The sequence below is a fragment of the Limimaricola sp. genome (assembly GCF_016125575.1).
Lineage (GTDB): Bacteria > Pseudomonadota > Alphaproteobacteria > Rhodobacterales > Rhodobacteraceae > WGLM01.
Window position 1 is genome coordinate 249,237 of record NZ_WGLM01000002.1, and the last position, 18,748, is coordinate 267,984.

Annotated in this window: 16 protein-coding genes; 11 read left to right on the plus strand and 5 right to left on the minus strand. The window is 66.4% G+C overall.

The annotated features are described in order from the left end of the window. Window positions 1-6 precede the first annotated feature (6 nt). From GC146_RS02680 to GC146_RS02710, 7 genes are all read left to right on the plus strand, one after another. Window positions 7-270 carry a sarcosine oxidase subunit delta gene (locus GC146_RS02680; protein WP_291834004.1) on the plus strand — a complete coding sequence of 88 codons (264 nt, stop codon included), beginning with the start codon at window positions 7-9 and terminating at the stop codon, window positions 268-270. Further along, the gene (locus GC146_RS02685) at window positions 267-3,197 is read left to right on the plus strand and encodes a sarcosine oxidase subunit alpha family protein (protein WP_291834007.1); all 2,931 of its coding nucleotides are present in this window, start codon (window positions 267-269) and stop codon (window positions 3,195-3,197) included. The genes GC146_RS02680 and GC146_RS02685 overlap by 4 nt, the downstream gene beginning before the upstream one ends. Further along, the gene (locus GC146_RS02690; RefSeq protein ID WP_291834009.1) at window positions 3,190-3,723 is read left to right on the plus strand and encodes a sarcosine oxidase subunit gamma; all 534 of its coding nucleotides are present in this window, start codon (window positions 3,190-3,192) and stop codon (window positions 3,721-3,723) included. The genes GC146_RS02685 and GC146_RS02690 overlap by 8 nt, the downstream gene beginning before the upstream one ends. 117 nt (window positions 3,724-3,840) lie before the next feature. Continuing rightward, window positions 3,841-5,814, plus strand: coding sequence for a DNA primase (dnaG, locus tag GC146_RS02695; protein WP_291834012.1), 1,974 nt, complete (start codon window positions 3,841-3,843; stop codon window positions 5,812-5,814). 121 nt (window positions 5,815-5,935) lie between these two features. Then, window positions 5,936-7,915: an RNA polymerase sigma factor RpoD gene (gene rpoD / locus GC146_RS02700; protein ID WP_291834015.1), complete on the plus strand. Its 1,980-nt coding sequence runs from the start codon at window positions 5,936-5,938 to the stop codon at window positions 7,913-7,915. Between the two features lie 179 nt (window positions 7,916-8,094). Further along, entirely contained in the window at window positions 8,095-8,466 is a 372-nt protein-coding gene (locus GC146_RS02705) for a type II toxin-antitoxin system death-on-curing family toxin (RefSeq protein ID WP_291834019.1), read from the plus strand. A gap of 85 nt (window positions 8,467-8,551) precedes the next feature. After that, window positions 8,552-8,830: an HlyU family transcriptional regulator gene (locus GC146_RS02710; RefSeq protein WP_291834020.1), complete on the plus strand. Its 279-nt coding sequence runs from the start codon at window positions 8,552-8,554 to the stop codon at window positions 8,828-8,830. A gap of 60 nt (window positions 8,831-8,890) precedes the next feature. Here the strand turns inward: GC146_RS02710 and GC146_RS02715 are convergent, their stop codons facing one another. After that, window positions 8,891-10,462: a tetratricopeptide repeat-containing sulfotransferase family protein gene (locus GC146_RS02715; protein ID WP_291834023.1), complete on the minus strand. Its 1,572-nt coding sequence runs from the start codon at window positions 10,460-10,462 to the stop codon at window positions 8,891-8,893. A 193-nt stretch (window positions 10,463-10,655) separates the two neighbouring features. Here GC146_RS02715 and nrdR point away from each other — a divergent pair, with 193 nt between their 5' ends. Next, a complete protein-coding gene (gene nrdR / locus GC146_RS02720; protein WP_291834026.1) occupies window positions 10,656-11,123 on the plus strand; it encodes a transcriptional regulator NrdR in 468 nt (155 codons plus the stop codon). Continuing rightward, entirely contained in the window at window positions 11,120-12,214 is a 1,095-nt protein-coding gene (gene ribD / locus GC146_RS02725) for a bifunctional diaminohydroxyphosphoribosylaminopyrimidine deaminase/5-amino-6-(5-phosphoribosylamino)uracil reductase RibD (RefSeq protein ID WP_291834029.1), read from the plus strand. Before nrdR ends, ribD begins: the two co-directional genes overlap by 4 nt. A gap of 101 nt (window positions 12,215-12,315) precedes the next feature. Here the strand turns inward: ribD and GC146_RS02730 are convergent, their stop codons facing one another. From GC146_RS02730 to GC146_RS02740, 3 genes are all read right to left on the minus strand, one after another. Continuing rightward, window positions 12,316-14,358: a capsular polysaccharide biosynthesis protein gene (locus GC146_RS02730; protein ID WP_291834031.1), complete on the minus strand. Its 2,043-nt coding sequence runs from the start codon at window positions 14,356-14,358 to the stop codon at window positions 12,316-12,318. After that, a complete protein-coding gene (locus GC146_RS02735) occupies window positions 14,359-15,501 on the minus strand; it encodes a polysaccharide biosynthesis/export family protein (RefSeq protein WP_291834034.1) in 1,143 nt (380 codons plus the stop codon). 179 nt (window positions 15,502-15,680) lie between these two features. Further along, entirely contained in the window at window positions 15,681-16,979 is a 1,299-nt protein-coding gene (locus tag GC146_RS02740) for a capsule biosynthesis protein CapA (protein WP_291834037.1), read from the minus strand. Window positions 16,980-17,148: 169 nt separating this feature from the next. Between GC146_RS02740 and GC146_RS02745 the strand changes: the two genes are divergently transcribed. Beyond that, window positions 17,149-17,745, plus strand: coding sequence for a riboflavin synthase (locus GC146_RS02745; protein WP_291834040.1), 597 nt, complete (start codon window positions 17,149-17,151; stop codon window positions 17,743-17,745). Then, window positions 17,736-18,302, plus strand: coding sequence for a hypothetical protein (locus tag GC146_RS02750; RefSeq protein ID WP_291834043.1), 567 nt, complete (start codon window positions 17,736-17,738; stop codon window positions 18,300-18,302). Before GC146_RS02745 ends, GC146_RS02750 begins: the two co-directional genes overlap by 10 nt. On the opposite strand, the gene GC146_RS02755 is transcribed toward GC146_RS02750, so the two are convergent. Next, window positions 18,284-18,706 (minus strand): GFA family protein, encoded by a 423-nt coding sequence (locus GC146_RS02755; protein WP_291834045.1) that lies wholly within the window; start codon window positions 18,704-18,706, stop codon window positions 18,284-18,286. The two genes, GC146_RS02750 and GC146_RS02755, sit on opposite strands and share 19 nt — an antisense overlap. Window positions 18,707-18,748 lie beyond the last annotated feature (42 nt).

Consider the following 18,748-nt stretch of genomic DNA (forward strand, 5'->3'; position numbering starts at 1 on the left):
ACAAAGATGCGGATCACCTGCCCGATCTGTGGCGAACGCGACCGGCGCGAATTCTATTACGGCGGCAACGCGGTGCTGGCCGACCGTCCCGCGCGCGACGCGGGCGAGGCCGCGTGGGACGCCTATATCCACCTGCGCGACAACCCTGCTGGCACAAGCCGCGAGTTGTGGCAGCACGAGGTGGGCTGCGGCGCATGGATGGTGGTGGAGCGTGACACCGTGACCCACGCCGTGCACGGCGCCACGCTGGCCCCGGGGGCCGCGCGATGAGGGTCGAGGGCAAGGGGCTGATCGACCGCAGCCGGCGCGTCACCTTCACTTTCGACGACCGGCGGATGACCGGCTACGCGGGCGATACGCTGGCCTCGGCGCTGCTGGCCAACGATGTGCGGCTGGTCGGGCGCAGCTTCAAGTATCACCGCCCGCGCGGCATCCTGACCGCCGGGTCGGAAGAGCCCAACGCGCTGATGACCATCGGCACCGGCGCACAGGCGGAACCCAACCAGCGCGCGACCACGCAGGAACTGTTCGACGGGCTGGTGGCGCAAAGCCAGAACCGCTGGCCCTCGCTCGCGCGTGACGTGCTCAGCGTGAATGACCTGATCTCGCCCTTCCTCGGCGCGGGGTTCTATTACAAGACCTTCATGTGGCCGCGAAGTTTCTGGGAGAAGCTTTACGAGCCGTTCATCCGGCGTGCTGCCGGCCTTGGCGCGCTCAACGGCCGGAACAACCCCGACCATTACGAGCGCGCCTTTGCCTTCTGCGACGTGCTGGTGATCGGCGCGGGGCCGACCGGGCTGATGGCCGCGCTGACGGCGGCGCGCGCGGGGGCCGACGTGATCCTCGCCGACGAGGATTCTCGCATGGGCGGCCGTCTGCTGGCCGAGACGGGCGAGGTCGACGGCAAGCCGGGGCACCTCTGGGCCGAGGAGGTGCTGGCCGAGCTGGCCGCACTGCCCAACGTGCGGCTGATGCCGCGGACCACCGTCACCGGCGCCTATGACCAGGGCACCTATGGCGCGCTGGAACGGGTGGGCCAGCACCGCCCGCGCGAACCGCACCTGCCGCTGGAATGTTTCTGGCGCATCGCCGCAAAGCGCGCGATCCTCTGCGCCGGCGCGCTGGAACGGCCGATCGCATTTCCCAACAACGACCGGCCCGGCATCATGGCTGCGGGTGCCGTGCGCGCCTACCTCAATCGCTGGGGCGTCGCGCCGGGCCGCGCCGTCACCATCTTCGGCAATAACGACGATGCCCATCGCACCGCGCAAGACCTTGCCGCGGCGGGCGTGAAGGTGGCAGCCCTTATCGACAGCCGGACGGGCATCGAGGTGAAGGCCGATTATCCGGTCCTGACCGGCGGGCGCGTGGTGGCAACCTCGGGCCGCTTGGGCCTTGCCCGCATCACCGTGCAGCATGGCGGCGGCACCCGGACGATTGCCACCGATTGTCTGGCGATGTCGGGCGGTTGGAACCCCACTGTGCACCTGACCTGTCACATGAACGGCCGGCCGGAGTGGCGCGAGGATATCGCCAGCTTTGTTCCCAAACCCGGCGCCATACCGGGGCTTGTCGCCGCGGGCGCTTGCAACGGCACGTTCTCGACTGCTGGGTGTCTGGCCGAAGGGGCGCGGGTGGCAGCAGAAACGCTGGCCGATCTGGGCATGTCCGCCACCAAGGCCGACCTGCCCCGGGCCGAGGATGGTGCCTACGCGATAGAGCCGCTGTGGCACATCCCCGGCAAGGGCCGCAAATGGCTGGATTTCCAGAACGATGTGCATGTGAAGGACATCAAGCTGGCGGTGCAGGAGAACTTCCGGTCGGTCGAGCACATGAAGCGCTACACGACCCAAGGCATGGCGACCGATCAGGGCAAGAACTCCAACGTCGCGGCCCTGGCAGTGCTGGCCGATGTCTCGGGCCGTGGCATCCCCGAGACCGGGACAACCACCTTCCGCCCGCCCTACGTGCCGGTCTCTATCGCCGCGATGGGCGCGCAGGCGCAGGGAAAGGGCTTTGCCCCGCAACGCTTCACCACCTCGCACGCGGCCAGCGTCGAACGCGGCGCACCGATGATCGAGGCCGGACTGTGGTACCGCCCCAGCTATTTCCCGAGGCCGGGCGAGCGGACGTGGAAAGAGGCCTGCGACCGCGAGGTAAAGATGGTGCGCAGCGCCGTGGGCATCTGCGATGTCTCGACACTGGGCAAGATCGACATTCAGGGGCCAGACGCCGCGGCCTTCCTCGACTTCGTCTATGCCAACACCTTCTCGACCCTGCCAGTAGGCAAGGTGCGCTATGGCCTGATGCTGCGCGAGGATGGCCATGTCATGGATGACGGCACGACCGCGCGGCTGGGCGAGACGCATTACGTGATGACCACCACCACCGCTGCCGCCGGTCCGGTGATGCGGCATCTGGAATTCGTGGCGCAGGTGCTGCGCCCCGATCTGGACGTACAGATGATTTCGGTGACCGAGCAATGGGCGCAGTTCAGCGTCGTGGGCCCGCGCGCGCGGGCCGTCCTGAATGGCGTGCTCGATACCCCGATCGACGACACCTCCTTTCCCTACATGGGCTGTGGCGCGGTCAGCGTCTCGGGCGTGGCAGGAAGGCTGTTCCGCATCTCGTTCTCGGGCGAACATGCCTACGAGGTGGCGGTGCCCGCGCGCTATGGCGAAAGCCTTTACCGGCTGCTTCTGGCGCAGGCCGAGGTGTTGGGTGGCGGGCCCTACGGGATGGAGGCGCTCAACGTCATGCGGATCGAGAAGGGCTTTATCACCCATGCCGAGATCCACGGCCGCACCACCGCCTTTGACATCGGCATGGACCGGATGGTCAGCCAGAAGAAAGACTGCATCGGGCAGGCCGCGTCACGCCGTCCAGGGCTGCTGGAGGAGGGGCGCGAACAGCTTGTCGGGCTGAAACCCCTGCAGCCGGCGTCGCGCATCACGGCCGGGGCGCATCTGTTCGACGAGGGCGCGGCGACCAAGCGCCAGAACGACAAGGGCTATGTCACCTCCGTCTGCTGGTCGCCGACGCTGGACAGCCATATCGCGCTGGGCTTTGTCGCGAATGGCCGCGCGCGGCTGGGCGAGAAGATCCGCGCGGTCGATCATCTGCGCGGCGTCGACACCACCTGCGAGATCGTGAACCCGGTCTTTTTCGACCCCGAGGGAGGACGCCTGCGTGGCTAAACTGATTGCGCTGACCCCCTGCGCGGGGCTTTTGCCGGTGACCGAGGGTAGCGTCACCCTGACCGAGATCGAGATGGACCGCATGGCCTCGATCGCGCCCTTCGCGGGCAAGGCTGCCGCGGTCGGCAAGGCGCTGAAGAAGGTGGGCTTAGGTTGGCCCGCGCCGGGAACCAGCATCACCGGCAAGGGGGCCGAAGCCGCGTGGTTTGCAACCGGCAAGGCGCTGGTCATCGACGCGGATGTGCCCGACCTCGCCGGTCTTGCCGCCGTCACCGACCAGACGGACGGCTGGGCCGCGGTGCGGATCGAGGGGGCGGGCACGCTGGACGTGCTGGCGCGCCTGCTGCCCGTGGACCTGCGCGCGCTGGCCGAGGGGGGCTGTGTCCGCACGGTGGTGGGCCACATGCAGGCGCATGTCACGAAGGCCGGGCCGGAGGCGTTCCGCATCCTCGTCTTCCGTTCGATGGCGCGCACGCTGGTGCATGAGCTGGGCGAGGCAATGGCAGGCGTGGCCGCGCGGGGCTGAGGGCGCCGATGTCCCCGCTTTGCAGCGGGGCCAGCCTCCGGCGGGAGTATTTGGAGCAAGATGAAGCCGCGGCGCGCGCGCTGGACTTCGCCCTGAGGCGGGCGGATAATGCCGCCCATGTCGCTGTCCCCCGCCTTCATCGACGAGTTGCGCGCGCGGTTGAGCCTTGCGCAGGTGGTCGGGCGCAAGGTGATCTGGGACAACAAGAAATCCAACCCCGGCAAGGGCGATCTTTGGGCGCCGTGCCCGTTCCATCAGGAAAAGACCGCCTCTTTCCATGTCGATGACCGCAAGGGGTTCTTCTATTGCTTCGGCTGCCACGCCAAGGGCGACGCGATTTCCTTCGTGCAGCAATCCGAGAATGTCAGCTTTGTCGAGGCGATCGAGATCCTTGCGCGCGAGGCCGGTCTGCCGCTGCCCGAACGCGACCCGGCCGCGCAGGAAAAGGCCGACACCCGCAGCCGGCTGAGCGAGGTGATGGAAAAGGCGGTGCAGTTCTATCGGCTGCAACTGAAGACCGCCGCGGGGGCCGAGGCGCGCGCCTACCTTGCCCGCCGGGGCCTTGACGAGGCGGCGCGCGACCGCTGGGGCATCGGCTTTGCCCCGCCCGGCTGGGAGACGCTGCGCGAGGGGCTGGCAGCGAAGGGGGTATCCGAGGCGGACATGCTGGCGGCGGGGCTGCTGAAACCCTCCGACAAGGGGCGCAAGCCCTATGATGTGTTCCGCAACCGCATCATGTTCCCGATCCGCGATGCACGGGGCCGCGCCATCGCCTTTGGCGGCCGTGCGATGGATCCGGGCGAAAGCGCCAAGTATCTCAATTCGCCCGAGACGGTGCTTTTCGACAAGGGCCGCAGCCTTTACAACCACGGCCCTGCGCGCGAGGCGGCGGGCAAGGGCGCGCCGCTGATCGTGGCCGAAGGCTACATGGACGTGATCGCGCTGGCCGAGGCAGGTTTTGGCGGAGCTGTCGCGCCCTTGGGCACCGCCGTGACCGAGACGCAGCTGGAGATGCTGTGGCGCATCGCACCCGAGCCGGTTGTCGCGCTGGACGGTGATGCGGCAGGGCTGAAGGCGGCGATGCGGCTGATCGGGCTGGTGCTGCCTTTGCTGCAGGCGGGCCGTTCGTTGCGCTTTGCCCTGCTGCCCGAGGGCAAGGACCCGGACGAGCTGATCCGTGACCGTGGGACGGACGCGATGCGCAAGGCCGTCGAGGGCGCTGTCCCGCTGGTCGAGTTGCTGTGGCGGCGCGAGACCGAGGGCCGTGTCTTTGACAGCCCGGAGCGGCGCGCGGCGTTGGACAAGGCCCTGCGCGATGCGATCGCGGTGATTCCCGACGCCGGGCTGCGCGGTCATTATGATTCGGCCCTGCGTGAAAAGGCGCGCGCGTTGTTCCGTCCGCAGCGCGCACCCTTCCGGCCCGGCGCCGCCCGTGGCAGCCGCTTTGGCCCGGTCGAACCGTGGCGGCGCGAGATGGCGCCGATGGCCTCCAGCCGCGCCTCGGCACTGGCGGCTGGCGATGGCACGGCAGAGGAATTGCACGAGGCCGTCATCCTTGCTGCACTTGTCGCGACGCCCGTGGTGCTGCCCGAATTCGTGGGCGAGCTGGAGCGGCTGGATATGCACTCTGCCCTGCACCGGCGTCTGCGCGACGCGCTGCTGCGGCTGGCCGATGTTCCCGATCCCGGGGCTGCACTTGCCGCGGAAATCGGTGCGGAAGCCCTTGAAAAGCTGATGCGTCAAAGCCATGTCGCCATCAGCCCCCCGGTGCGCCGGCCCGGCGATCCCGAAACCGCGCGCATGTGCCTGGCCGAAGAACTGGCCAAGCTCAATGCGCGGCGCGGCCACGCACGCGAGGTCGCGGACGCGGTCGAGGATATGTCCGGGCTGGTCGACGAGGGGCTGACATGGCGGCTGGGCCAGGCGGCGCAGGCGCTTCAACGCGCGGGCCACGGAAGTTCCGAGGACCGCGGAGAATACGTGACCGGGGCGAACGGTGTGCAGATCCGCAAGGACGAGCGCGACGCGTTCCAGAAACTGATGGACGAGATTGATTTCGCCAAGCCTGAACGCCCGACCGATTCGCACTGAGTCGCCACAGCACGGCGAATTCGGCTGCGCAGAGGTTGCGAATCACCTGGCATCCGGATTGATTCGGCAAAAGCGAATCACCCTTCCGTCCCGCCTTTGACCCTTCTTCGAGGAGCCCGCGATGGCCGCTAAAGACACCGACGAAAGCAAGGACGTGGACCAGGACAGCGACATCTCGCTGGACATGAGCCAGACCGCGGTCAAGAAGATGATCGCCGACGCGCGCGAGCGGGGCTACATCACCTATGACCAGCTGAACGCGGTGTTGCCACCCGATCAGGTCAGTTCCGACCAGATCGAGGACGTGATGTCGATGCTCTCGGAAATGGGCATCCAGGTTACCGAGGAAGAAGAAAGCGAAGAGACGGACGGGCCGCAGGGTTCGACCGACGTGGTGCCGCTGGGCGGCAACCGCGACGTTGCGCTGGCCGGTTCGGAAACCGAGAAGCTGGACCGCACCGACGATCCGGTGCGCATGTACCTGCGCGAGATGGGCTCGGTCGAGCTGCTCAGCCGCGAGGGTGAGATTGCCATCGCCAAGCGGATCGAAGCCGGGCGCAACACGATGATCGCGGGACTTTGCGAAAGCCCGCTGACTTTCCACGCCATCACTATCTGGCGCGACGAGCTGCTGTCCGAGGACATCCTGCTGCGCGACGTGATCGACCTTGAGACGACGTTCGGCAACCAGTTGGGGCTCGACGACGACGAGGAACCGGTTGTTGAAACCAGCGCTACCGAGACCAAGACACGCGAAGAAACGCCCGAGCTTGATGCCGATGGCAACCCGATTTCCAAGGAAGACGACGAGGACGACGAAGAACAGGCCAACATGAGCCTGGCCGCGATGGAAACCGCGCTGAAGCCGCGGGTGCTGGAGACGCTGGAGGTTATCGCGCGCGACTTCTCCAAACTGTCGGAAATGCAGGACGCCCGCATGTCGGCGACCCTGAACGAAGACGAAAGCTTTTCCGAGCGCGACGAGGACCGCTATCAGAAACTGCGTTCCGAGATCGTTGAACTGGTCAACAGCCTTCACCTGCACAACAACCGCATCGAGGCGCTGATCGACCAGCTTTACGGGATCAACCGCCGGATCATGTCGATTGATAGCAACATGGTGAAGCTGGCCGATCAGGCCCGCATCAACCGGCGCGAGTTCATCGACGAATACCGCGGCCGGGAACTGGACCCGACATGGCTGGAAGACATGGCCGCGAAGGCCGGGCGCGGCTGGCAGGCGCTGGTCGAACGTTCGACTGACAAGATTGAAGAGTTGCGCGCCGAGATGGCACAGGTGGGCCAGTATGTCGGCGTCGACATCACCGAGTTCCGCCGCATCGTGGCCCAGGTCCAGAAGGGCGAGAAAGAGGCCCGGCAGGCCAAGAAAGAAATGGTCGAGGCCAACTTGCGCCTCGTGATTTCGATTGCCAAGAAATACACCAACCGCGGATTGCAGTTCCTTGACCTGATCCAGGAAGGCAACATCGGCCTGATGAAGGCCGTCGATAAGTTCGAATATCGCCGCGGCTACAAGTTCTCGACCTATGCGACGTGGTGGATCCGGCAGGCGATCACCCGGTCCATCGCCGACCAGGCGCGCACCATCCGCATCCCGGTCCACATGATCGAGACGATCAACAAGCTGGTGCGCACCGGCCGCCAGATGCTGCACGAGATCGGCCGCGAACCGACGCCCGAGGAACTGGCCGAGAAACTCCAGATGCCGCTGGAGAAGGTCCGCAAGGTGATGAAGATCGCCAAGGAGCCGATTTCGCTGGAAACCCCGATTGGCGACGAGGAAGACAGCCAACTGGGCGATTTCATCGAGGACAAGAACGCGATCCTGCCGCTGGATTCCGCGATTCAGGAAAACCTGAAGGAAACCACGACCCGCGTTCTGGCCTCGCTGACGCCACGCGAGGAACGCGTCCTGCGGATGCGCTTCGGCATCGGCATGAACACCGACCACACGCTGGAAGAGGTCGGCCAGCAGTTCAGCGTGACCCGCGAACGCATCCGCCAGATCGAGGCCAAGGCGCTGCGCAAACTGAAGCACCCGAGCCGGTCACGCAAGCTGCGGAGTTTCCTGGATCAGTGAGGGATCAAATGACAAAATCGCTCACGCAGGGGAAAAGCCCCAAAACCTCAATTGGAAAACCGCATAAGGCATCTACTGTCCACGCCAAGGTGCCCGCGGCCTCTGCTCTGACCCAACGAGTGATCAAAGACTCTTCATCCACCCACCGCGACGCCCTGAAGCGCCTCGTAGATCGGTAGATGCACTACCGCGTCAGGCTTGCTGATGTGATTGCGGCGCATGACGAAGCCTTGACCTATGGCGGCAGGGCAGGGGTGGTGAACCTCGGTGGGATAGAGTCCGCCATAAGCTTGCCCTATGCCGGCTATCACCGATCTATTTCGCGCAAGGCGGCCGCCCTTCTTCGTTCGCTTGTCCAGAACCACGGCTTCGTGGATGGCAACAAGCGGACCGCTTTGCTGATAACGGACCTGTTTATTCGACGTAGTGGTTACCATCTGAACCTTGATCCAAAGGAGCGGTTCGATGACCTGATCGTCGATGTCGCTAGCGGCCGTGTCGGGTTTGACGAGTTGGTCCCCTGGTTCAAAGCCCGATTGGTCCGGCGCTGATATTCCCTTCAACAGGAACGGCCGCACTTCCTCGCAGGGCCTTTTCCGGTTAGCATCCCAAGTGGTCCAGAAACGGAGCCTGCCCATGCCATTTCTCTCGCGCCTCTTCGGGGGCCAGGCCGCGCCGGCGGGCGACAGCGACGAAGCCGTGGAATACAAGGGTTACGAGATCACGCCGACGCCCATCCGCGAAGGCAAGGGCTTTCGTATCTCCGCGCGGATCGGTGGCGAGGTGGATGGTGTGCCCAAGACCCACACGCTTGTTCGCGCCGATGTGCTGGAATCCCGCGACGAGGCGGTGAAGGCCGCCATCGCCAAGGCGAAGCTGGTGATCGACGAGCAGGGCAACCGCATGTTCGGCTGACTGCGGTCTGGATCGTTATTTCAAATCAATGCTTTGCGATTTGTCCCCATGGGGACGCCGTCAAAACCCGTCGGGATAGAACCCCTTGAGCTCTTCCTTCAACGGGTCCAGCGCCGCCTCGTAGCGTTTCCATCGCTTGACCGAGGTCGTGTAGACCGGCTGGCGCACCTGCGCGACAGACAGCGTCTTGACCCGCTTTTCGTTCTTCTGGAAGTCGAGGCAGGCATCGTCCCAGGGCAGGCCAAGGAAATCGATCACCTTGCGCGCCATGCCTTCGGTATCGGCCACCACCTGCTCGTATGGCACTTCCATGATCGGGATGGGCAACACCTTTGACCAATGCTCCATCAGGCGGCGATACTGGATGAAGTAGCGCCCGAGGCTGGTGAAATCCTGGGTGTAGCTGTGCCAGTCGTTCAGCGGCTGCATGTACATCGAGACACAATGATCCATCGGATCGCGCGTGGCGTGCAACACCCGCACACCGGGCAGGATCCGCGCGGCCAGCCCCAGAAGTTCGAAGTTGTGCAGGTTCTTGTCGACGATACGCAGCGCGCCATTGGCCGCTTCGTTCGATTTCTGCAGATAGTGCCCCCCGGCCTCCTGCGCCTTGGCAGGGGTCAGGCCGCGAATGGCCTCGACCAGTTTTGCCCCTTCATTGTCGCCAACACGGAGATGGTCCCGGATGCCGCGCATCAGCCCGCTTTCACCGATACCGTCAATCCGCGGATGGCTGGACAGGATCTGTTCCAACAGCGTGCTGCCACAGCGCGGCAGGCCCACGATGAACACCGGCGTCTCGCCCTCGGCCCCGATGCGGCCAAAGAAATCGGCCCGCGTCATCCCCGTCATGTCGTTGACGAAGCGCAAGTAGGCCGGGCCCTCATGCTTTTTCCCGTCCGCCTCCTTGGCCTCGGCGAATAGCTGGATGGCCAGATCATAGTGACCCAGATCGTCCTCGGCCTTTGCGAGGAATTTCAGAAGCGGGCCGTGATACTGCCCGCCAGCCTTGCGCACGGCCGGCACCATGACATCGCGCAAGTACAGGAAGATCGGGTCGTCTTCGGTGAATTTGACCGCCCTGTTATAGATGTTCTGGACGAAGAAGTTGTCTGGATCCTCGGCGAAAATCTCCCGGCAGAGCGTCGCACATTCCTCCAGTTTTCCTGCCGAGCGCAGGTTGGAGGCCAGCAGCAATCGCGACTGCATGTGTCGGGGCCGGATCTTCAGCGCGGTCTTGATGCATGCGATGGCATCTTCGTAGCGTTCCAGCCGCTCGTAGACGGTCGCAGCAACATAAAGCATGTCTGGATTGCGCGGCGCGATCGCCATGCCGCGTTTGGCATGCTTCAATGCCTCGTCGAACTGGCGCAGGCGGCAATGGCTTTCGGCGAGTTCCTGGTGGGTATCGGCGAGTTGCGGGGCAAGCTTCAACAGCTTCTCGCCATAGGTCAGCGCCTGGGCCGGGCGCCCCACGCGGTTAAGCACCCGCGCCATGCCCATCAGCCCAAGGATATCCTTCGGCCGGTCCATGAGCAGCCGGTTCAGCCGCGCCATCGCTTCGTCCGAGCGTCCGGCATCATGCAGCGCCAGCGATTGCTGGACGAAGGCCAGGGTTGAGGGTTTCGCCATCCGATGCTCCCGTGCTTGCTCGCAGATGGTCCATCATGCGTCGCGCGTCAAGACAAGGGGCGTGATCCAGCGGCAGGGGTGCTCCCCCGCATTTTGGGGTGGAAATTGCCCCCTACCCAACTTCTGGCAAGGTGCCTATAGTACCTGTGGAAAACTGGGGAAGAACACCCAAAGGCAGAGTTGAGGGATAGACATGCGTTGCCCGTTTTGCGGAAACGTCGATACCCAGGTCAAGGATTCGCGCCCGGCCGAAGACCATGTGGCGATCCGCCGGCGGCGCTTCTGCCCGGCCTGCGGCGGGCGGTTTACCACCTACGAGCGGGTGCAGCTGCGCGACCTCGTAGTGATCAAGACCTCGGGCCGCCGCGAAGAGTTTGACCGCGACAAGCTGGAACGCTCGGTCCGCATCTCGTTGCAGAAACGCCCGGTCGACCCCGAGCGGATCGACCAGATGGTCTCGGGCATCGTGCGCCGGCTGGAATCCCTGGGCGAAACCGATATCCCCTCCAAGGTGATCGGCGAGATCGTGATGGAAAGCCTCGCGCGGATCGATACCGTCGCCTATGTGCGTTTCGCCAGCGTCTACAAGAACTTCCAGGCGGCCGACGACTTCGACAAGTTCGTCAACGAACTGCGGCCGACCGGCAAATCCGACACGTGAGCGCCGCGCAAGACGCCCGCTTCATGGCGCTGGCGCTGGCCCTTGGCCGGCGTGGCATGGGCCGGGTCTGGCCCAATCCGGCGGTGGGCTGCGTCATCGTGCGGGACGGGCGCATCATCGGCCGTGGCTGGACAGCCGATGGCGGCCGCCCCCATGCCGAGGTGCGCGCGTTGGAACAGGCAGGCGCGGCAGCGCGGGGCGCCACCGCCTATGTCACGCTCGAACCCTGTTCGCATCACGGCCAGACGCCGCCCTGCGCAGAGGCGTTGGTCGCGGCAGGCGTGGCGCGGGTCGTGGTGGCCACGGGCGATCCCGATCCGCGGGTGGCCGGCCGGGGCATGGCCATCCTGCGCGCGGCGGGCATCGCGGTGGAAACCGGCGTGATGGAGGCGCAGGCGCGCGCCGATCAGGCCGGGTTTCTCGCCCGCGTCACCGCCGGGCGGCCCTTCGTGACGCTGAAGCTGGCCGCCACCCTCGACGGCCGCATCGCCACAGCGACTGGCGAAAGCCGCTGGATCACCGGGCCCGCCGCCCGCCGCGCGGTCCACGCGATGCGCGCGCGCCATGACGCGGTGCTGGTGGGCGGCGGCACGGCGCGGGCCGATGACCCGATGCTCACCGTGCGCGATCTCGGCATCGAGCGCCAGCCGGTCCGCGTGGTGATCTCGCGCCGGCTCGACCTGCCCGAGGCGGGCCAGCTTGCCGTCTCGGCGCACGACGTGCCGCTCTGGCTCTGTCACGGCCCCGAGGCGGCGTCGCGGGTGCCTGCATGGCAGGCGCGCGGCGCCCGCTGCCTCGAAGTGCCGGCCGAGGGGCGGCAGCTCTCGCTCGCCGCGGTGCTGGCCGCGCTGGCGGGGCAGGGCCTGACGCGCGTCTTCTGCGAGGGGGGCGGCGGCATCGCCGCTTCGCTTCTGGCAGGCGATCTCGTCGACGAGATCGCGCTTTTCACCGCGGGCCTCGCCATCGGGGCCGAGGGTACGCCCGCGCTTGCCGCGATGGGCCTCGACCGTCTGGCGGATGCGCCATGCTTCCAGCTGGCCGAGGCGCGCGCCCTCGGTCCCGACGCGCTGACCCTCTGGCGCCGCGGCTAACCCCTTCTTCTGGCCCCAAATACTCTCGGGGGGAGGCCGCCCGGCACGGGAGGCCCGGGGGGCAGACAGCCCCCCGCCACCGCCGCCGGCAAGCCTCCGACCTAACGCCAGAGCCAGGGCATCGAGGCGAAGGCGCCCTGCAGCTTGGCAAGCGCGCGATTGAACCGGCCCGGCGCGGGAATGTCGCCCATGGCCAGCCGGTCCAGTACGACCTCTGGCGGGCAGGCGCGACCAGTGACCGGGTCGTGATAGCGCGGATAGGCAATCAGCACGGCATGGGCCAGCGCCACGATGTCGGGCCGGGCGACGCGCCGGGGCAGGGGCGCGGCGCGGTCCTCGGCCAGGCCCCAGCCCGCATAGAACGGCGTGCCGAGGCAAACCACCCGCTTGCCGCGCAAAAGCGCTTCGAAGCCCAGCGTCGAGGTGATCGTCCAGACCTCGCTGACGGCCTCCAGCGCCGCGACCGGGTCGGTGCGTTCCAGCACCGCGTCGGCAAAGGCGGCGGCATCAGGCACCGCGCCGGGGCGCAGCCCGGCTTCGACATCGGGGTGGGGCTTGTAAAGGATCACCGCCGCGGGGTTGGCCTTGCGGGTTGCCTCCAGCAGCGCGCGGTTGGTCCGCACTTCGTCCGCGCCAAGGCGGATCGAGGCGTCGTCCTCTACCTGACCAGGCACGAGGATGCGCCGCCCGGCGGGCAGGCCCTGCGGTAGGGCTGCGCCGCCAAGATTGTACTTGGTCAGGTGGTCGCGCAGGATGCGCCGCACCAGCGCCTCGGCCCGCGCACGCGCGTCCTGCGGCAGGGCCTCGGCGGCGGCGATCAGACGCTCCAGCCGGCTTTCGCGGGTCGGGTCGTAGTAGATGCCGAGGTCGTCCAGCACCAGCGACAGCGGGGCGATCAGATCGGCCCCCAGCCCGCGCGAGCGGATCAGTCCATCCTCGACATGCACCGCGCCCGCGGCGTCAAGTGCCTTCGTGGTCTTGCCCGCCCAGACCATCAGGCGCCGCCCGGTCGCGCCCGCACGCGCCACTGGCGCGCGATCATCGAAAATCACGCGTTGGGCTTGTCCGAAGACGCGCTGCAACGGCGCGCGTTTCCACAGCCGCATCCCTGTCGCGACCCAGCCCGCCCGGTCCTCGCGCCAGGCGCGGGTTTCGGCCTCGAACTGGGTCAGCGCCTCTTCGAAGCTGCACAGCCTGTCCCGGAAGACATCGTACCATGTCGGGTAAAGGATCATCGCCGCGGCGAAAAGCTGGGGCCGGGTCAGCCGCCGTTGCCGGCGGTCCAGAGGTGTGCGGTCGTCCGACAGACCCCAGCCGATGTAGAAGGGCTGGCCCAGCACCACCGGGCGATGGCCCGACAGGATGGCCTCGAACCCCATCTGGGACGACACGGTATAGACGGCCACCGCCCCCTCCAGCAGCGCCCAGGGCGAGACTGGCGCGTCGATCAGGGTGATGCGGTCGGTCGCGTCGGCAGGGCCGAAGTAGCCGGGGCGGTGGCCGGCTGCGGTTTCCGGGTGCGACTTGATGAGGATCCGCGCGCCGGGGTTTTCCTCCTGCGCGAGGAACAGCATCTCGCGGAAGGTGTCGGGGGTGGCCCTGCTGGCCCTGACCGAGGCATCGCCGCGGGTCTGGTCGATCAGCAGGACATAGCCAGGCTCCGGCACCGGCAGGGCGGGTTCGCAGCCGGAATACTTGCTGAGATGTCCGGCCTTCATTCGGGCGATGCCCGCGCGCGCCCGGTCAAGCAGCGCGGTATCGTCCAGCGGTTCCTCGGACAACAGGGTTTCAAGATCGCTGACCGTGGCGGGGTCGAAATGCACGCCGCGCCGGTCCAGCGTCAGGCCCAGCGGCGGCGCGCCCTCGCGTCCCGGCAGGACCGAGCGCAGGAACGCATCCTCGACCCGCAGAAGCGGGCTGTCGGTCCACTCCGCCACGGCCTCGCCCCGCGGGCTGGTCGGGCTTTGGCCCCAGACGCCGACAAGGTCGCCCGCGCCGGGCTTGCCTAGCCGGATGTCATAGCCTGCCAGTTCGAGGATGCGGCGCACCCGTCCCTGCGTCAGGAACCCGCCGTTATAGACATATAGCCGTTGCGAACCGGGGCCGGTCGCAGCCTTTGCCCCCTCCGGTCCCGGAGGGCCCACCTAGAGGCCGGCGGCGGTCGCCGCATTGGCCACGACACGGCCGCTGTTGAGCGTGCCGGTAATTGCCGCGATGGTCTTGTTGAACTGGGTGAAGGGCGCCTCGGTGACATAGACGGTGTCCTTGTCGCGAATAGAGAAGTCGCGCGCCATGAACATGCCATTGGGTTTCGTCAGGTCGAGGACGTAGATCACCCTTTGCGCACCTTGCAGGCTGTTATCGCCCACCAGCTGCCGGGCGATCTCTTCGGGTTCGTTGCGGAACACGAAGACGCCCGTCGGGTCGGCGGAATTGGCCGTCAATCCACCAACCTGCGCGATCGCTTCGATCGCCGAGATCGTCTGGCTTTGGAAACTGACGCGGCTCTGGCTGCCGGTCGCGCCAAGCGCGGTAAAGCTGCGGGTATCCTGCTGCACGACGATGCGGTCGCCGTTTCTCAGCGCGATATCGTTGCCGGGATGATTGTAAAGATCCTCGAACCAGATCGAGCCCGATTTGTTGCCGCGGATCAGGGTGATCTGGGCGATCTCGGGCTTGACGGTCACGCCGCCTGCCTTGGCGATCATCGCCGAGAGGGTGCGGGTCGGCCGCTCGATCGGGTAGACCCCCTGTCCACCCACCGCGCCGACGATCGACACGGTCGAGCCGTCGCCGGGTACCCGACGCACCATGACTTGAGGTGAGGGTGTCTGATCCTGCAGTTTCTCGGTGATCAGGCGCTGCACTGTGGTGGGCGAATTGCCTGCCGCATGGATCGTGCCGGCATAGGGCACGAAGATGTTGCCGTTGCCGTCGACCTCGATATCGGTCAATTGCGAGGCCTTGGCGCCGGTCGGGGCCAGCAGGCCGGTATCGACATTCTCGAAGATCGTCAGCCCCAGCTTGTCACCGGGCGAGATCGTGTCTGATCCCAGAACGCCCGCATTTTCGAAGCTGGCCGAAAACCCCAGCGCCGGTGTCAGCGAGGCGATGCGGTTGACCCTGTCATCGACGGTCAGGACATAGGCGTCGCCTTCTCGCAGGACTGAACCCGAGAAGATCTCGCGCTTGTTGGGGCCCGAACGCGGCAGGCCGCAAGATGCCAGCAGCGAGGCGCTGCCCAAAAGGAAGATGCGCCGCGACGGACGCCCGGTGATGGAGTTCACTGCTCGGTCTCCTCGACCTGTTTTGTTCTGCCTCGGTATTCTTCTTGGTATTTTTTCAGGTAAACTATCGGAATCCGTGATGAAAAGCTAGATCTTATGCGCAACCTTCCGGGCCGGGCGGCGGCCAGTGTTGCCGCTGGGCCGCGTCAGCCAAGAGTGCGCCCTAGGTTTTGTGGCTGTCACTTGACGATGCGCAAGGGCTGCCTTGGCGGGGCGTGACCCGCAATCAGTGCGGCATAAGGGTCTTCCTCGGCCAGCATCATGTCGACGACCTGTCGCAGCAATTGCCGCCGCCCGCGGGCCGAATAGTAGCCGCCGGGCACCTGGCTGGTTTCCAGAAGAAAGCGGCGGAAGTCGCGATAGGCGCGACTGTCGGGGCGCATCGGCTGGGCGAAGAAGTCTGCAAGCGGTTGATCCGAAACGAATTCCGGCTTGGCATAAACGGCCTCGCCGAAAACTTTCAGCGGCAAGGCGCGCCACAGCGCCTGTTGCCCGGCGGTGGAATTGACGGTGACGGCGGTGCGCGCGTGGTCCATCAGCCGGGCCAACTTGCCGCCGCGGACATAGTGCATCCGCCCTTCCACTCCGTGCCGGCGTGCGATGGTGTCGATCACCTGCGCTGTTGGCGTGCGGCCGTTTTCCAGCGGATGCGCCTTGAAGACAAGGTGGTGGTGCCCCGGTGCGCCCTCGGCAAAACCGGCAATCACAACCTCGAGAAAATCGGCCATCGTCGCAAATGGCGAATGGGCAAGGAAATTGCTGTCATGTTCAAGCTGCAGCAGCACCAGATGATATGGAAAGCCGCCATACTTGATCCGCGCGTTGGCGATCATCCGGTCCATCGCGATGAACGGCATCAGCAGCAGGCGCCGGGTGTAAAGCAGGGTTTCGGTCGTCAGCGGCAGGTCGCGGTGCGGGCGGAAGGCGCGGTAATCGCGATTCCGGAACAGCACGAACCAGTGATAAAGCGCGCCGTAAAAGACGTGGTGGCGCATGTCGCCCCAATGCGCGGGGGGTTCGGGCACCTCCAGATCGGACCGGGCCAGCGCCTTGCGCATGTCGGCGACGCTGAGGCGCATCAGCCGCGAATGCCCGTTGGACCCGTCGCGCTCGTAACTGACCCAATAGGGCCGCATATAGCCCTCTTCGAAGACGTGTACGCGCACTCCTTGGGCCTTGGCCCGGGCGACAGCCTGCGCATGGATCGGGCGCACATCGCCATAAAGCACAAGGTCGGTGATGCCGTGCTGATCGATCAGTCCGGCGCAGGCATCGGGCCAGTCCTCTGGCGTGCCGCGGTAGGGGATGTAGCCCTCGCCGCCGAACCAGAACGCGCGGTCGCCAGCATTGAAGCCCACGCGCCAGACCGCGCAATCGGCGCGGCGCAGCATCTTGGCCAGTTGCGCGAAGAACGGCCCGTGCGGCCCCTGAAGAAACAGGAAGCGGCGCTGGTCGGGTCTGGGCGCAGGTGTCGTCACGTCTGGAGCGGTCCTGATTTTGGCGTCGGGCGATCATGCCCTGTCGGTTCGACGAAATTAAGGCATGACGTGACGTTGGCTGCCAGCCGCCGTCATGACCGGCGACCGCTTGTTTGACCTGCGCCAAGCGGTTACGTCATGTGGCGAGACAACAAGGGGGCTGCGGGCCATGTTCACCGGCATCATCACCGACATTGGCGAGATCCTCGAACTTGAGCAGAAGGGCGACCTGCGGGCGCGGATCGGCACCGCCTATGACGTAGGCGGTATCGACATCGGCGCCTCGATCGCCTGCGACGGGGTCTGCCTGACGGTGATTGCACTGGGCAAAAGCCCGCGCGCGTGGTTCGACGTCGAGATCTCGGCCGAAACGGTCAGCAAGACCAACCTTGGCGAATGGAACCCGGGCCGGCACGTGAACCTAGAACGGGCGCTGAAGGTGGGCGACGAATTGGGCGGTCACATCGTGTCGGGCCATGTCGACGGTGTTGCCGCGGTCGTGTCGGTCAAGGCAGAGGGCGACAGCACGCGGGTGCGGTTCCGCGCGCCGCAGCGGCTGGCACGGTTCATCGCGCCCAAAGGGTCGGTCGCGCTTAATGGCACCTCGCTGACCGTGAACGAGGTGGATGACTGCGAGTTTGGCATCAACTTCATCCCCCATACCAAGACCCACACCACATGGGGCCGCGTCGCGGAGGGCGATTTCGTCAACCTCGAGGTCGACACGATGGCCCGTTACGTGGCCCGGCTGCGGGAATGGGATTAAGCGGCCCCGGCATCGGCCATAACGGCGGGCCCGCGGACGACACGGGCTTCAGCTGGCGCCGTCATGCCTGGACGCAGGCGCGCGCCGCGCTGCTGCCGACCCTGCCGATCGAGGTGGTTCGCCTGCGGGTCCGCCGCGCGGCCGAACTGGGCCTTCCCTACAGGACCTATGCCAGCGTCCGCGCGGCGACGGGGCATGACCTGATCGGCTTTCTCTTCTCGTCGAACGCGCTTGGGTTGCTGCGCGACGAGGCCCTGCCGCCCGAACGGGCCGCGCGGCTGGGCCTACTGGTCGCGGGGCGGCAGGCGATCGTGCATCGGCCGCTGTCGCCCGCCCGGGTCGCCCGCAACCCGCAGATCGACGGCGCCGCACCCGCGCCGGTCTTCACCGACAGCTGGGCCACGATGCGCGACCGGATCGCCGCCACGATCCGCGCGACAGGCCATCCGGCCGACCGCTGGCTGGTGATCGGGGAAACCGCGTTCGAACGGGACTGGGCCGAGGCCGGGCGCACGGCGGGCTTCCTGCCCGGCGCGGCCTATTTCGCGGCCTCGTAGCGCAGCACGCCCGCCACCCTTGGACCGGCCCCGTCGGAGGGGTGGTTGACGCCGTCCATCACCTTGACCTCGGCGAAATCGAACGGGCTGACACCTGCGAGGCAGGCCACGTTCACGCCCAGCTCTGCCGGGTTCGACCGGCGCTGGTGATGGGTATAGATGCCGCAGATGCCGCAGAACCAGTGCCGCGCGGTGCCCGTGTTGAACTGGTAAAGCGTCAGCGCCTCGGCCCCCGACAGGATGTGCAGACCGTCCAGCGGCGCGGTCACGGCGATGGCGCCGCGCATCCGGCAATAGGAACACGAACAGCGCCGGGCGCTGCCCAGCCCGGCGGGCAGGGTCACACGGAAGCGCACGGTGCCGCAGTGGCAGGCCCCGTCGCGTGTCTCGGCAGTATCGGTCATGCGGCGGCCCTTTCCCTTGCCCCGTCAACTTGCGCGGCGGCG

What these genes read in the sequence shown, in the direction of transcription:
- GC146_RS02680 (WP_291834004.1), top strand. Translation starts at nt 7, where the DNA reads ATGCGGATCACCTGCCCGATCTGTGGCGAACGCGACCGGCGCGAATTC.
- GC146_RS02685 (WP_291834007.1), top strand. Translation starts at nt 267, where the DNA reads ATGAGGGTCGAGGGCAAGGGGCTGATCGACCGCAGCCGGCGCGTCACC.
- dnaG (WP_291834012.1), top strand. Translation starts at nt 3,841, where the DNA reads ATGTCGCTGTCCCCCGCCTTCATCGACGAGTTGCGCGCGCGGTTGAGC.
- rpoD (WP_291834015.1), top strand. Translation starts at nt 5,936, where the DNA reads ATGGCCGCTAAAGACACCGACGAAAGCAAGGACGTGGACCAGGACAGC.
- GC146_RS02705 (WP_291834019.1), top strand. Translation starts at nt 8,095, where the DNA reads ATGCACTACCGCGTCAGGCTTGCTGATGTGATTGCGGCGCATGACGAA.
- GC146_RS02710 (WP_291834020.1), top strand. Translation starts at nt 8,552, where the DNA reads ATGCCATTTCTCTCGCGCCTCTTCGGGGGCCAGGCCGCGCCGGCGGGC.
- GC146_RS02715 (WP_291834023.1), bottom strand. Translation starts at nt 10,462, where the DNA reads ATGGCGAAACCCTCAACCCTGGCCTTCGTCCAGCAATCGCTGGCGCTG.
- nrdR (WP_291834026.1), top strand. Translation starts at nt 10,656, where the DNA reads ATGCGTTGCCCGTTTTGCGGAAACGTCGATACCCAGGTCAAGGATTCG.
- GC146_RS02745 (WP_291834040.1), top strand. Translation starts at nt 17,149, where the DNA reads ATGTTCACCGGCATCATCACCGACATTGGCGAGATCCTCGAACTTGAG.
- GC146_RS02750 (WP_291834043.1), top strand. Translation starts at nt 17,736, where the DNA reads ATGGGATTAAGCGGCCCCGGCATCGGCCATAACGGCGGGCCCGCGGAC.
- GC146_RS02755 (WP_291834045.1), bottom strand. Translation starts at nt 18,706, where the DNA reads ATGACCGATACTGCCGAGACACGCGACGGGGCCTGCCACTGCGGCACC.